This window comes from Onishia taeanensis, from assembly GCF_013349955.1.
Lineage (GTDB): Bacteria > Pseudomonadota > Gammaproteobacteria > Pseudomonadales > Halomonadaceae > Onishia > Onishia taeanensis_B.
This window is the reverse complement of sequence record NZ_JABVXC010000008.1, coordinates 115,206-129,001: the sequence shown is the minus strand read 5'-3', so window position 1 is coordinate 129,001 and position 13,796 is coordinate 115,206. Positions and strand designations below refer to the sequence as shown.

Genomic DNA, 13,796 nt, shown 5'->3' with positions numbered 1-13,796 from the left:
AGTGGGGGAAGTCCACCGCGTACTACAGCGACTGGTTAGACGCTCATTAACTCCGATACCTAGCCCAAATATTGGAGTGTAGAAATTCCACCTCATCACCAGCCTCAAGGTCACCGAATGCATCGGAATCGTCGATGATGCGGCTTACAGTCCCTTCGTACGAATTCCCATTGATCGTGTCAACTGAGACATTGACCCTGTTTCCACCAACTTTGAGCGTCACCTCATCACGGGGTTCGATGGTTTGTGACAGGCTTGTTCCGGGTTCATAGTCTCCCATATACATGAGACCAGAATCGTCGTCTGCTCTGTAATCGAATTCCATGGCTGCCCATCCCCTTGATGATCAGTATTTTGAGCGTTTAACGCCCAATTAAGGTGTGAGCCACGCTACCACGACACCCAATTTGAACACCTTAAACACTAAACTTGACCCAAACCAAAAATGCCAAGCGTGGGGAATCACTCTTAAATTGTTTGTTAGCTTTTTTGGTTGATTGACTGTTCTGCTATTAACTGCCATGAATGTACATCAGGCTGACATTGCAATAATTTTAAATCTTTGCGCCCCCATGAGAGAAGGATCTCTTTAAGTTCACCATCGGAGAAATCATTCTTTTTAGTTACATTCTTGTATACATGCCGACCTAAATATATTTCCTCAATAGCATTTTCTGGTATATCCAAACAATACAACGGACGCCCTGCTACTGAGATTTTATTCCAAGCGTTACTGCGCCCCTTGCCAAAATGGTAGCTAAACGGCAGAGCTGATATGTCCTTAACAACTCGAACTTCTTCTTCGTAGCTCCATTCAATAGATTTGTACAAAAATGCTCTTTTGACTAGATTAAACGAGTCAGAGTTAAATTTGATGCTATTTCCTATACTCATCAATTCTTCACTACTTAAAGTAGGCAAATTTTTATGTGGCTTGGTTGCCGAATAGACGATTTCTCCGTGCTGACAGGGTATGACGCATGCATCTTCATCAGTAAATCCAGCTAATTTCGCATCAAAGCCAATTACTACACCTCGATGTTCGTCTCCATAGTGAACCCACATCAATGAATTCAATGGTTGCCTCGTAAGTGACAGCACGCCATAGTTTCTTGAAAAACGATTTTTACACGCATTAGTAGCCATTCTTGCAGTTACGAATGAGTCGCTACCCTCCTCGAATCCAAAAGCAGTGCATTCAAATGGGTCATTCAGATCTTCGAGACAAGAAAAGCCAAGTGATGAGTTTTCAATAACTGAAATAGCCGCTTTAAACGACATATATTTATACAGAATCAACGTTTATCCTCAAAAAGCTAACGCTGGGCTCAGCCGCCGGTTTGGAGCGGCAGCGGAAAGCGGTCGGATGAAGCCCTTGGTTATACAGGGTCAACCACCAAACTTGGAAACCGAAAGGTATGATTCGCCTGTCTGAGATGCGTGCCTCCGTACCCGCGATATGATTTCACCGAATGGCATAGCGCCTGACAAAAAAAGATATAGATGACTAGCATCTAAAATCAGAAGGGTCGTTTTACTTCCGGATGCTTCTGATATAGCAGTACTACTATACCCAGAGATCGACACCATTATACCCATGGTATTATCTGCCATCTTATCCACTTTGGCTTTTAGCGAGTCAATATCAGTTGCGCCCGACTGATCTTTCGTGAATTTTAGCTCAACAAGGTATGTTGTTCCGTCATGACTTAATGAACCGTCAATTTGCCGATCGTCAGCTTTATAGGGTTTCCGGTTCGTAATCTCCGAAAAATCGAGTAGTTTGTAAAACCACTCTTCAAACTCATAGCCACCCTTCTGAGTTCCTACTTTCTCGTGCATAGCATCAAGCTGCTTCTGCAACTTAGTCTTGTCTGTTAGTGACCTTTGGATTCTCGTGCGCTCCTCTCGGGCACGTTCTTGCGCTTCCTTTCTTTCCCTCTCACTCCTGATTTTTTCATCTTGTTGTTTCAGGTAGGCTTTCAGCTCCTGGACGGCTTTATGCGCCTCCGCTATTTTTTGATCTGAATCTTCCCAATTCCGTAGGTCTGGAAAAGTAGTTTTCTCCGAGAGGCTGCGAGCCATCTGGAAAATTAGAGACTTTCCACGGTCTGTACTTTGAAGCTTGGGAAAAAGTCGGTCTAACAAGTCCCGCTTAGACTCATCGCTAGACCACGAATTCAGGAAGCTCTCTTTAACATGAGAAGCAATCAAAAATTTACGGAGCGCGTTCCTACGCCAATAAGATTTGAGTAGAGCTTCGTACGTCAGCTCGATAAGTCTCGGTGTGATTTTTGCAGCCAAACTTCAGATACCTCATTTTTTTGTATTACAGTGACTAGACAGCGCGCTCGTTTCCCCATTTGAACGAGCGTGCGCGTTTAACATTCTTATGCTGAATCTTTAATCCACTGATTTTCATGCGCTTTTTCACTGAGTTGGCTATATAGTACCAATGAACGCGCCTGCTGCCTTTGCCACCAAAGTTGGTTTGGGATGAGTGCGCCCTGTGCCATGTGCTCGACCTCTAATGCTATGAACCAAAGTACCCGAATGGCGTCGGCGGGGGAAAGAGGGCCTGCCAACGTTTTGGCTTAACGCCCGTCATGTTAGCCGATGGTGCTGCGGGCGATGCCTGACTGGACTTGCCGCTGGTGGCGAGGGATAACGGGGGAGGTATCTTTGAGGAAACCAAAGCAGGAGAGAAATCATGGAGGGAGTGGATAGGGTCGAGGTGCTGGCTTTCGATGTGTTCGGTACGGTGGTCGATTGGCACGGCTCCGTCGCCCGCGAGGTCGATGCGCTGGGGCTCGGAGTGGATGGCGGGGAGTTTGCGCTGGCCTGGCGGGCGGGCTACAAGCCGGCGATGCAGCGGGTGCAGTCCGGGGAGCTGGGCTGGACGCGTCTCGATGACCTGCACCGTGGCATTCTCGATCAGTTGCTCGAGCGTTTTTCCATCACCTCACTTTCCGAAGCAGACAAGCGCCACCTCAACCGGGTCTGGCACCGGCTCGATCCCTGGCCCGGTGCGGTGGAAGGGCTCATGCGCCTCAAACGCCGCTTCACGCTCTGTACGCTTTCCAATGGCAACCTGGGGTTGCTCACCAACATGGCCAAGCGCGCGGGGCTTCCCTGGGACTGCATCCTCTCTGCCGAGGTGTTTCGCCAGTACAAGCCGTATCCCGACACCTATCTTGGCGTTGCCGATGTGTTCGATGTGCCGCCTGCGGCGGTGATGATGGTGGCAGCCCATCAAGAGGATCTCGACAGTGCTCGTCACCACGGGCTGCGAGCGGCGTACGTCGAGCGCCCGCATGAGTTCGGGATGGCAACCGCCAAGGACGTGTCGGGCGCGCTCGACAACGACCTGCATACTGCTTCCTTGGTGGGCTTGGCGGAGCATCTCGGCTGTTGAGCCTGCGTTATGGCCGACTAATTCATTAGCAAGGGCTGGATTAAAGAGGAAAAACTTGTTGTCTTTATGGCTACGGCTACTATGGGAACAATGCTATAAATCAGCCATGTGCCTCACCGTCAGTTCAATGTGCTGGTATGGCATTGAAAATGCAGGGTGCGAAGCCTGCTCCATACCAGAGTAGGCGTAACCGTCGTGGTCAGGGTTTTATCGTTTGGGTCAATCACAGTAGCGATAAGGGTTACAGCTTTGCCTAGTGGCCTTGCCCGGTGTCGGGATATGCCGCTGCAGGGGGGCGTAATGCTTTCACTGCTCGCCTCAAAGGTTTCACGCGCGTGGTGCTGAATCCATGCAGGTAAAGTCAGATAAGACGAGGAACGCATGGAGCGTGTTTTGCTAGGGGCTGGGCCTCATGAAAGTTATATCATCATGTGCTCATGCGGTGCGATCGAGGTCACCCGGGAACCCCGGAAGTGGCGTCGGTTCAAGCCTTACCGCAATTCAGTGCGCTGTTATTGCGAAGAGTGCGGTGAAATCAACAGCATGGAGGTTCTCGAGGATAACTTCGATGGATCAGGTCGCCAGGCAGTGCTTCAGGCCCTGGACGCTTCGCCTAGCACAGTAATGACGCCCCCTGAACTCATCAATCGCGACAATGTGATCCTGGCATTCCCCCTGGCTGGTTGCGATGCGGATATGCCTGACTGAGTGATTAGGCCGAGGCGAGGCTCATCGCATCGTGAAGCTGATCGCCTAGTGCGCACCGTTCGGTCTTGACCTGAGAATCCCGCCAAAACGAGACAGACACGAGAAGGCCCGTGGCAGCGCCACGGGCCTTCTCGTGTCTGTTGCCCGCCTAGATCGCCGCCTTTGAGCCACGCCGGCTGGATATCCGACGTGGCATAGTGGGTTATCTTGTTAGCCTGAAAACTATATACTCGCTATCTTTAGTGTCGGGCGGGCGTCCTCGCTCGCCTCACAGGGATCCGGTTTCAGCTAGCCGTTCGGTGCGTTGCTATCTCTTGTTCCGCACGGATGCCGGTCGTTTTTTATTTTCCACTACCGCCAGCACTGCGCCATGCGAGGCGCCGGAGTCCGTGGCTGGGGAGTTGGAGCGCCCATCTCGAGGCTGCCTAAGAATGGCAGCAGGCTGCTCGGTTGGCACAAAGGCGGCTATCGCGGCATCCGGTGCATCGTTTCTCACGCAGCGTATCCCGCCATTATTCACGCTCTTGATTACCCATAGGGGAAGAGGTTTGTTCACACGAGACACTGATACTGGCACACCGTGGCGGTGGCGTGGCGGGGCGGCATGAGCCAGGTCGAACTGCTATTCGAGCGCTATGGTCCTCGCTACAAGCTGTGGGTGACCCTCACCGTGATGCTCGGTCTGGTGGCGTTGGGGATGTCGATCACCATCGTCAATGTGGCGATTCCCTACATCAAGGGCGCCTTTGGCATGAGCAACTCCCAGGTGCAGTGGCTCTCCACCGGTTTTCTGGCCTCGACCACGGTGTCGCTTTTGATCGCGCCATGGCTGGTCTCTGCGGTTGGTCAGCGAGCCACCTTCATGGGGCTACTGGTGGTGTTCATTGCCGCCTCGATTCTGGGCGGCCTGGGGCAGGGCATGATGGCCTTGATCGCCGCCCGGGTCATCCAGGGGGCGATGACCGGGCTGATCCGGCCGGTGGCCATGCAGGCGCTGTTCGCCGCCTACCCGCCAGAGGGGCGCGGCATGGCCGTGGCCATGTACGGCATGTGTCTGGGTCTGCCACTGACGCTAGCGACGGTGATCGGCGGCTGGCTGGTGGAGAACTTCACCTGGCGCTATGTGTTCTTCATTACTCTGCCAATCTGTGTGGCAGCGGCTATTATGGGCTACTTTTTCTTGCCGAGCCGCGAGCAGAAGGGCCCGCGCCCGCCTTTCGACTGGGCCGGCGTGGTGCTGCTGTTCGCGGCCGTTTTTGCGCTGCTGGCGGCGCTGTCCAACGGCCAGCGCTGGGGCTGGGGCGACCCGCGCATTCCCGAGCTGATTGGCTTTGCGCTGATCTGTGGGAGCGTCTTCATGGCCTGGCAGCAGCGCACCGCGCACCCACTGCTCGATCTGGCGATCTTCCGCTACCGTATCTTCGTGGTCGGCACCTTGGCGATGCTGCTGTTCGGTGGTTCCTTCTACGGCATCATGTATCTGTTGCCGCAGTTCGTGCAGTCGGTCCTGCATTACAGTCCGGTTAGTGCCGGACAGATATTCTTGCCCTCGACCGCCGTGCTGGGTGTGCTGGTGCCGCTGGTCGGCTGGCTCAGCGATCGCTATCCGCCGCACTGGATCACTCTGCCGGGGTTGGCCTGCACGGTGTTTTCGGTGTGGCATATGGCGCAGGTGGACTGGAATACCTCATTCATGTACCTGGCCGGCGCCATGGCAGTGATGTCGGTCGGTATGGCGGCCTTCCCGCCGCCGACGCTGTCGAATGCCATCGCTGCCCTGCCTCGCCACCTGACCGGCTATGGCTCGGGTGCCATCAACTTCGCCACCTGACCGGCTATGGCTCGGGTGCCATCAACTTCGCCATGCAACTGGGCGGTGCGTTGGGCACCGCCGGGCTGGTGATTCTGCTTGATCGGCGCACGGCGCTGCACGGTCAGCACCTCAACGCCGGGATCAACGCCGGCAACAGCCTAGCCCGCGAACAGCTCGGCGACTACGCCCGCATCGCCGGCCACCTGGGCGTGCCGGATACCCAACAGCAGGCCATGGCGGGCTATCTGCTAGGCCGCCTCGAGACGGTCTGGGCATCGATCCTCGCCTATCAGGACGGCTTCTGGCTGCTGGTGGGCAGCCTGCTGGTGGTGGCCATTCCTTCGATCCTGCTCAGCCGCTGGCAGCGCGTATGAGCCTTCCTTCATTTGTCAGTTCAAGGACTTACCGACCATGACATCGCTGACCTCGAATGCCGCACCCCGCCGCCCCGGCAAGGGCACCAAGCTGGCGCTTCTCGCGGTGGCATTGCTGGCTTGCGCCCTTTGGGCGGGTGTTGCCATCTACCACCGGATGAGCCATGTCAGCGCCCAGGACGCCAGGGTAATGGCCAATCAGGTCACCGTTAGCAGTCGCCTGGCGGGCTGGGTCACCGACTTCACGGTGATCGAGGGCGATCACCTGGACAAGGGGGCCATCGTCGCCAAGCTCTACAGCCAGCCCGATGAGCAGGAACTCGAAACCCGCCAGGCCGGTGTGGCCGTCATGCAGGCGCGGGTCGATTATCAGCAGCAACGCCTCGAGGTCGCCGAACGCCAGCTCGAGGGCGGCAAGAGCCTGACCCATCAGGAGCTCAGCGCCAGCCAGGCCGCCATGCAGGCCGCCCAGGCGCGGCTGGTTCAGGCGCGCAAGGACTTCCAGCGCTCCGATGCCCTGCTTGCCAAGCACTCGGTGTCGCAACAGCAGCGCGATGAGGACTATTACGCCTATCAGGCGGCGCAGGCGGAATATCATCATGCCCAGCAGGAGGTCGCGGTCAGTCAGGCCCTGGCCGACAACGCCGAGGTCGGCTTCATCAATGGCTCGCAGATGCCGCTACCCAACCCGAGTGTGCAACACTCCCAGCTCCGGGTCGCCCGGCAGGCGCTTTCCGAAGCCCGGGCCCGGCTGGAACAGACAAAGCAGCACATCGCCGATCTCCAGGTGCCGAGCCCTGTCAGCGGGGTGGTCAACAAGACGTTCATCGACCAGGGCGAGTATGTCAGCCCCGGCCAGCCGATCCTGATGATGCATGACCCGGCCAAGCTTTGGGTCGAGGCGAATATAAAGGAGACCGACATCAGCGAGCTGCGCGTCGATCAGCCGGTCGCGATTGCGGTGGATGCCTTCCCGGACCAGACATTCTCGGGCCATATCACCACTATCGGGCGTGCAGCCACCAGCCAGTTCGCCCTGCTGCCGGACCCCAACCCCTCGGGTAATTTCACCAAGATCACCCAGCGCTTGCCGGTGCGTATCGCCTTCGACGAGGGCCCCATCGACCTGATCGGGCCGGGCATGATGGTGAACGTGGAGATCGATGTGAGTGGCGCCGGCCCGCGTCACGGCTGAGCAGTAGCCCAGTGGTGATGGAAGCTTTAACCAACACAAAAAGGCCCGCAGTTCACATGCTGCGGGCCTTCTGTCATTGCTTTGTCGGTATCGGTAGCTGTCAGCCTATGGCGTCAGGCCAACCGGCCGGGGCTTAGCGCCAGCCGACGCGGTCGAAGATCCGTACCGCCTTGGGGTTGTTCTCGCCCAGCACGCTGACGTTCAGGTCATCGCGCTTGAAGTCGCCCCAGGAGGCCAGCACCTCGTCGGTCTCGACGCCGTCGACCACCGGGAACTCGTGGTTACCCTTGGAGAACATCTCCTGGGCCTGGTCGGAGGCCAGGAATTCCAGGAAGCGCTGGGCGTTTTCCGGGTGCGGGGCGCCCTTGATCATGCCGGCACCGCCGACGTTGATATGGGCGCCGCGGTCGTCCTGGTTGGGGAACAGGATCTCGATCGACTCGGCGGCCTCGCGCTCGGCGTCGTTGTCGGATTCGAGCATGCGTACGTAGTAATAGTGGTTGGCCACGGCCACGTCGCACTCGCCGCTGGCCACGCCCAGCAGCTGATCGGTGTCGCCGCCTTCCGGGTCGCGGGCCATGTTGTCGACCACGCCCTGTGCCCATTTCTCGGCGCCGTCCTCACCGTGGTGAGCGATCATCGAGGCCAGCAGCGACTGGTTGTAGATGTTGTTCGAGGAGCGGATGCAGACCCGGCCCTCGAGTTTGGGATCGGCGAGGTCTTCATAGGTCGAGACTTCGCTTGGGTCGATGGCGTCCGGGTTATAGAAGATGGCGCGCACGCGCTGGCTGAAGCCGAACCACTTGCCTTCAGGATGGTGCATGGAGGCGGGCAGTCGCTCGTCCAGCACCTCGGAGTCGACCGGGGCAAAGATGTCTTCCTTTTCGGCGCGCCACAGGCGGCCGGCGTCCACGGTCATCATGACGTCAGCGGGGCCGGCCTCGCTTTCCAGCAGGATGCGCTGAATCAACTGGTCGGAGTTGCCCTCGAGCACGTTGACGTCGATGCCGGTCTTTTCGGTGAAAGCGTCATAGAGCGCCTGATCCGAGTCGTAATGACGCGCCGAATAGATGTTCACGGAATCTGCCAGGGCCTGGCTGGCAAAAGCGGAACCGGCCACCAGGGCGGCGAGGGGCAGAACGTGACGGCGTTGCAGGGGCATCGGACACCTCATGGATAGCGAGAACCTGAAATTGAATGATAATACGTTGCATTAACTTACTGCCATTGAAGCGCTTGCGGGAAGCTTCGTCAACTGAGATTGCGGCCGTCTTGCGCTGTCCTTGAGCGAGATCCGCTAAAACCCGGCGCGCGGCTGATCCAGATCATGGGGCGGTGGCGTGCGTAGGGGCCCACAAACCGAGTAAACTGGAATGCATTTAGGACGCATTCCCGCTTTCACGCTGCGGCACAGGCCGCAGACGGACGAGATGAGACGACGAGCTTTCATGACCTCCCAAGCGATCCCGACCGACGTTGACCGCCAGGTTTCCCACGAGGCCCCCGTCCTCGCCATGCATCACATCCGCCATGCCTACGGCAAGCACCAGGCGGTCGAGGATGTCAGCCTCTACGTCGAGCAGGGCGAAGTCGTCTGCTTGCTGGGCCCCTCGGGTTGCGGCAAGACCACGCTGTTGCGCATTGTCGCCGGGCTAGAGGCCGTGCAGGAAGGTGGCGTCGATCTGGGCGGCCGACCCATTGGCCGGCCCGGCAAGGCCCATGTGCCGCCTGAGAAGCGCAATGTCGGGCTGGCCTTTCAGGACTCGGCGCTGTTTCCGCACCTTTCCGTGCTCGACAATGTTGCCTTTGGTCTCGAGTCGCTGCCCGGCAAGCAGCGCCGTGCGCGGGCCATGGAGCTGCTCGAGCAGCTGGGGATGGAAGGCTATGCCAAGAGCTACCCGCACACCCTGTCCGGCGGTCAGCAGCAGCGCGTGGCGCTGGCTCGGGCACTGGCACCGGCGCCGTCACTGATGCTGCTCGATGAACCCTTCTCGAGCCTGGATGCGCGGCTGCGCGATCGTATTCGTGACGATACCCTGCACGTGCTGAAGCGGGTCGGCGCAGGGGCTCTGCTGGTTACCCACGACCCGGAAGAGGCGATGTTCATGGCCGATCGCATCGCCTTGATGCGTGATGGTCATATCGTGCAGATGGGCACGCCGTTGGAGCTCTACTGCGCGCCGCGCGACCCCTTCGTGGTGACCTTCTTCGGCGAGGTCAACGAGATGGCCGGCGAGGTACAGGGTGGCCGGGTAACGACGCCGGTCGGTGAGGTGCCGGTGGACGATATGGCCGACGGCAGCCAGGTGCGGGTGCTGATCCGCCCCGAGGCGCTCAAGATCGTGACTCTCGACGAACCGCCGGTGGCCCCTTACGGCGTTGGGCACCAGGGTCATGGTGATAACAGCCATGGCCATCACAGCCATGTGGTGATGGCCAAACTGTTGGGGCGTTCGAGCCTGCTGCACATCTGTGCCCATGGCGCCGGTGGCTGGGAAGCTCACCTCCACGCCCGGGTGCCGGGCGTGTTCCTGCCCGAAGAGGGACAGCCGGTGCTTATCCAGCTCGACCCGTCACAGGTCTTTGTCTTTTCCGCCGACGCCACCGCTGCCGGGGCGTGAGCCTCGAATCGCCAGGCTCAACAGAATCACCGGAATGATCCCCACCGCCACGATGGTCAGCGAGGCGGTGGAGGCTTCGGCGAGGCGCTCGTCCGCTGCCAGATTGTGCGCTCGTACTGCCAGGGTGTCGAAGTTGAAGGGCCTCAGGATGATGGTCGCCGGCAGTTCCTTCATGACATCCACAAATACCAGAATTGCCGCGGCCAGCAGGCTGCCGCGGATGATCGGGGTGTGCACGCGGCGCAGGGTGCCGCCGGCGGTCTGGCCCAGGGTGCGGGCCGCGGCGTCCATGCTCGGCGTCACCTTGCCAAGGCTTGCCTCGATGGCGTTGAAGGAGACTGCCAGGAAGCGCACCACATAGGCATAGATCAGGATGAAGGCGGAGCCGCTGAACAAGAGCCCGACCATCATGCCGAACTGCTCGTCCATGAAGCCGTTGATGCGTTGATCGAGCCACGAAAAGGGAATCAGGATGCCGACCGCTACCACCGAGCCGGGCACCGCATAGCCGATAGCGCCGATGCGGGTGGCCAGGCGCGTGATCGGGCGTGGATTGAGGCGAGCGCCATAGCTCAGTACCAGCGCCAGGCCCACCGCCACCAGGGCGGCGATGGTCGCCAGCACCAGGCTATTGCCGGCGAACTCGAGGAACTGGGCCCCGAACAGGTCATCCCCACCCTGCACCGAGAGATAGCCCAGCAGACCGCTGGGAATCAAAAAGCCCACCATGATCGGCGACAGGCAGGCGAGGCAGGCCGCCACGCCACGCCAGCCGCGCAGGTGAAATTCGGGCAGCTGCTGATAGCGGCCTGAGGTGTGGAAGTAGCGCCTTTTGCCCCGCGACCAGCGCTCCAGCAACACAAAGATGATCACGAAGGCCAGCAGGCAAGCCGCCAGCTGGGCGGCGGCGACCTGCTCGCCCATGCCAAACCAGGTGCGGTAGATGCCGGTAGTGAAGGTGTCGACGCCGAAGTACTGCACCGCGCCGAATTCGTTGAGGGTCTCCATCAACGCCAGCGATACGCCGCCGACGATCGCAGGCCGGGCCAGCGGAATCGCCACGCTGGTGAACAGCCGCCAGGGGCCGCGTCCCAGGGTGCGGCCCACGTCCAGCACGCACACCGACTGCTCGAGGAAGGCCGCCCGGGTCAGCATGTAGACGTAGGGGTAGAGCACCAGGGTGATCAGCGTGGCGGCTCCGCCCAGCGAGCGAATGTCGGGAAAGAAGTAGTCGCCGCGGCCCCAGTCGAAGACCTCGCGCAGCCAGGTCTGCACCGGACCTGCGTATTGCAGGAAGTCGGTATAGGCGTAGGCGATCACATAGGTCGGCACGGCGAGTGGCAGCAGCAGCGCCCATTCGAACAGTCGGCGTCCAGGGAAGCGGCACATCACCACCAGCCAGGCCGTGCCGGTACCGATGATGAAGGTGCCAAGCCCAACCGTCACGACCAGAAACAGGGTGTTGGTGAGATAGCGCCCCAGCACGGTGCTGGCCAGGTGCTGCCAGATGCCGTCGGTGGGCACTAGGATATGCGCGAGCACCACGATCACCGGTAGCGCCACGATCAGCGCAATGCCGATGGTCAGTACGCTCCAGGCGCTGAAGTGCAGCGATAGGCGACTAGCCAGGCTGGCCGGTCGGGAACGGGGGGGTAGGAACAAGCGGTTGACTCCTTGCGGTGCTTAGGCCGGCAGTCAGAGCCTGCGAGAAGAGGCCCCGTCACCCGCCCAATGCAATGGGGTCACGAGTGAGGCCAGTAACGGGCGAAAATGGTAACGGCCGAGAATACTATCAGTTGGGGGTTATCGCTGCAGCCTGCCGCGCACGTATTGCCACGCGCGGCAGGCTGCCATCTGGCTGTCTCAGGCCTGCTCGGGGCGGCCTTTCTCTAGCCAGCGCAGAGCCACGGTCCTGGCGCGCTCCAGGCTCGCGCAGTGCGTCAGTTCGCCGGCGGTGGTGCGAATGCCGGCTCGGCGCAGCTTGACGATCTGGCGGGGCGACAGGCCGACCAGAATCAGGCCGACATTCTGACGACGCATCTCCTCGACCATGCGGCGCAAGGCGACGAGTGCCGTGCCGTCGATGCTCGGCACGCCATGCATATCCACCATCACGATGCGGATGTCGGGGTCAACCGTTTGCAGCGCCGACAGGGCCTTTTCGGCGACGCCGAAAAACATCGGGCCGTTGATGTCGTAGAGCGCGACTTGAGGTGGCAGGTCCTGCACTTCCGGATGACGCTCGAGCGGGCGGGCCGTTGTCTGCGTCACCTGCGTCATGCGACGAATGAACAGGGCGGCAGCCAGGCCCATGCCCACCGAGACCGCCAGCACCATGTCGAACAGCACCGTCAGCGCGAAGCAGATCGCCAAGATCGCCACATCGCCCGCAGGAGACGAGCGCAGGGTGTGCACGAACATCCGCGCTTCACTCATGTTCCAGGCGATGATGAACAGCAGCGCGGCCAGCGAGGTCATGGGCACCAGCCCCAGCAGCCCGGCAAGCGCAATCACCGCCAGCAGGACCACCAGCGCATGCACTACGGCGGCGATCGGCGAGCGCGCGCCGCTGCGGATGTTGGTGGCGGTACGCGCCAGTGCGCCAGTGGCGGTGATGCCGCCGAAGAAGGGCACGGCAATGTTGCCAAGCCCAAGGCCAATCAGTTCGGCATTGGGATCGTGCCGGGTGCGGGTCATGCCGTCGGCGACCACCGCGCAGAGCAGTGACTCGATGGCTGCCAGCATGGCAATGGCAAAGGCCGGGCCGAGCAGCGAGCGGATAAGCTCGAAGTTCACCGCCAGCGGTTCGCCGTCGGCGTTAGGCATATGCCAGGGCAGGGCGAAGCTCGGGGCGATCGGCGGAATGCCGACGCCGCTCTCGCCCTGGGCGCTCCACTCGAAGCGCGAGGCGATGGTGGCGATGTCGCCCCCCAACCAGTGATTGGCGACATAGGCGGCCAGTGCCCCGGCGACCAACCCCGCCAGCGGCGCGGGCACCGGCGTGCGCAGCCGCGGCCACAGCAGCAGCACCGCCAGGGTGATGACGCCGATGGCAAGCTCGGCCAAGCGAGTCTCGGGCAAGGCGGCGAGGATATTCATCAGGCTGTCAGTGAAATGCTCGCCTCGTGCCACCTCGAGGCCGAGGAAATCCGGCACCTGCAGGGTGGCGATGACCACCGCGATGCCGGCGGTGAAGCCAAGCACCACCGGGTAGGGCACGAACTGGATCAGGGCGCCCAGGCGGGCGAGCCCCAGGCCGACCAGGATCATCCCTGCCATCAGCGTGGCAATCAGCAGCCCGCCAAGCCCATAGTGCTGAACGATGGGCAGCAGGATCACCACGAAGGCGGCGGTAGGGCCCGACACGCTGAAGCGCGAACCGCCGGTGAGGGCGATCACGATGCCGGCGACGATGGCGGTATAGAGCCCGTGCTGGGGCGCCACTCCGGTGGCAATCGCCAACGCCATCGATAGCGGCACGGCCACGATGCCAATGGTCAGGCCGGCCAGGATGTCATGGCGTAGGTCTCCTATCCCATAGCCCGCCTTCCAGGCGTTGAGCAGGCCGGTGCCGAGGCGAGGGCGATGCGCGGGCGAAGAGGAGTGCGCCATGAGAGATCCTTCAATTAGATGTGTGAGGGTTACCCGATAGATTGTGCGCCTGAAGAGC

Annotated in this window: 11 protein-coding genes; 5 read left to right on the top strand and 6 right to left on the bottom strand. The window is 60.1% G+C overall.

Translation table 11 applies throughout. From position 1 onward, the window contains the following. Positions 1-46 precede the first annotated feature (46 nt). The 3 genes from HUS66_RS11040 to HUS66_RS11030 form a co-directional block, all read right to left on the bottom strand. The gene (locus HUS66_RS11040; RefSeq protein WP_175070964.1) at positions 47-325 is read right to left on the bottom strand and encodes a hypothetical protein; all 279 of its coding nucleotides are present in this window, start codon (positions 323-325) and stop codon (positions 47-49) included. A 155-nt stretch (positions 326-480) separates the two neighbouring features. After that, positions 481-1,299: a DUF2971 domain-containing protein gene (locus tag HUS66_RS11035; protein WP_175070963.1), complete on the bottom strand. Its 819-nt coding sequence runs from the start codon at positions 1,297-1,299 to the stop codon at positions 481-483. Between the two features lie 90 nt (positions 1,300-1,389). Continuing rightward, entirely contained in the window at positions 1,390-2,304 is a 915-nt protein-coding gene (locus tag HUS66_RS11030; protein WP_217487990.1) for a restriction endonuclease, read from the bottom strand. 406 nt (positions 2,305-2,710) lie between these two features. On the opposite strand from HUS66_RS11030, the gene HUS66_RS11025 reads away from it, so the two are divergent. The 4 genes from HUS66_RS11025 to HUS66_RS11015 all read left to right on the top strand — a co-directional run bounded on the left by HUS66_RS11025 (position 2,711) and on the right by HUS66_RS11015 (position 7,505). Further along, positions 2,711-3,415 carry a haloacid dehalogenase type II gene (locus HUS66_RS11025; RefSeq protein ID WP_175070962.1) on the top strand — a complete coding sequence of 235 codons (705 nt, stop codon included), beginning with the start codon at positions 2,711-2,713 and terminating at the stop codon, positions 3,413-3,415. A gap of 1,312 nt (positions 3,416-4,727) precedes the next feature. Continuing rightward, positions 4,728-5,954, top strand: a complete 1,227-nt coding sequence (locus HUS66_RS11020; RefSeq protein ID WP_254628797.1) for a DHA2 family efflux MFS transporter permease subunit — start codon at positions 4,728-4,730, stop codon at positions 5,952-5,954. A gap of 32 nt (positions 5,955-5,986) precedes the next feature. Continuing rightward, complete coding sequence (locus HUS66_RS17830; protein ID WP_254628796.1) at positions 5,987-6,310, top strand: hypothetical protein; 324 nt, start codon at positions 5,987-5,989, stop codon at positions 6,308-6,310. 37 nt (positions 6,311-6,347) lie between these two features. Beyond that, entirely contained in the window at positions 6,348-7,505 is a 1,158-nt protein-coding gene (locus HUS66_RS11015; RefSeq protein ID WP_175070961.1) for an HlyD family secretion protein, read from the top strand. A gap of 133 nt (positions 7,506-7,638) precedes the next feature. On the opposite strand, the gene HUS66_RS11010 is transcribed toward HUS66_RS11015, so the two are convergent. Then, the gene (locus HUS66_RS11010; protein ID WP_175070960.1) at positions 7,639-8,667 is read right to left on the bottom strand and encodes a Fe(3+) ABC transporter substrate-binding protein; all 1,029 of its coding nucleotides are present in this window, start codon (positions 8,665-8,667) and stop codon (positions 7,639-7,641) included. A gap of 286 nt (positions 8,668-8,953) precedes the next feature. Here HUS66_RS11010 and HUS66_RS11005 point away from each other — a divergent pair, with 286 nt between their 5' ends. After that, positions 8,954-10,126, top strand: a complete 1,173-nt coding sequence (locus tag HUS66_RS11005; protein ID WP_175070959.1) for an ABC transporter ATP-binding protein — start codon at positions 8,954-8,956, stop codon at positions 10,124-10,126. On the opposite strand, the gene HUS66_RS11000 is transcribed toward HUS66_RS11005, so the two are convergent. Together HUS66_RS11000 and dauA are read right to left on the bottom strand one after the other, a co-directional pair. Next, positions 10,079-11,788 (bottom strand): ABC transporter permease, encoded by a 1,710-nt coding sequence (locus HUS66_RS11000; RefSeq protein WP_254628795.1) that lies wholly within the window; start codon positions 11,786-11,788, stop codon positions 10,079-10,081. The two genes, HUS66_RS11005 and HUS66_RS11000, sit on opposite strands and share 48 nt — an antisense overlap. Before the next feature lie 201 nt (positions 11,789-11,989). Further along, positions 11,990-13,738 (bottom strand): C4-dicarboxylic acid transporter DauA, encoded by a 1,749-nt coding sequence (gene dauA / locus HUS66_RS10995; RefSeq protein ID WP_175070958.1) that lies wholly within the window; start codon positions 13,736-13,738, stop codon positions 11,990-11,992. Positions 13,739-13,796 lie beyond the last annotated feature (58 nt).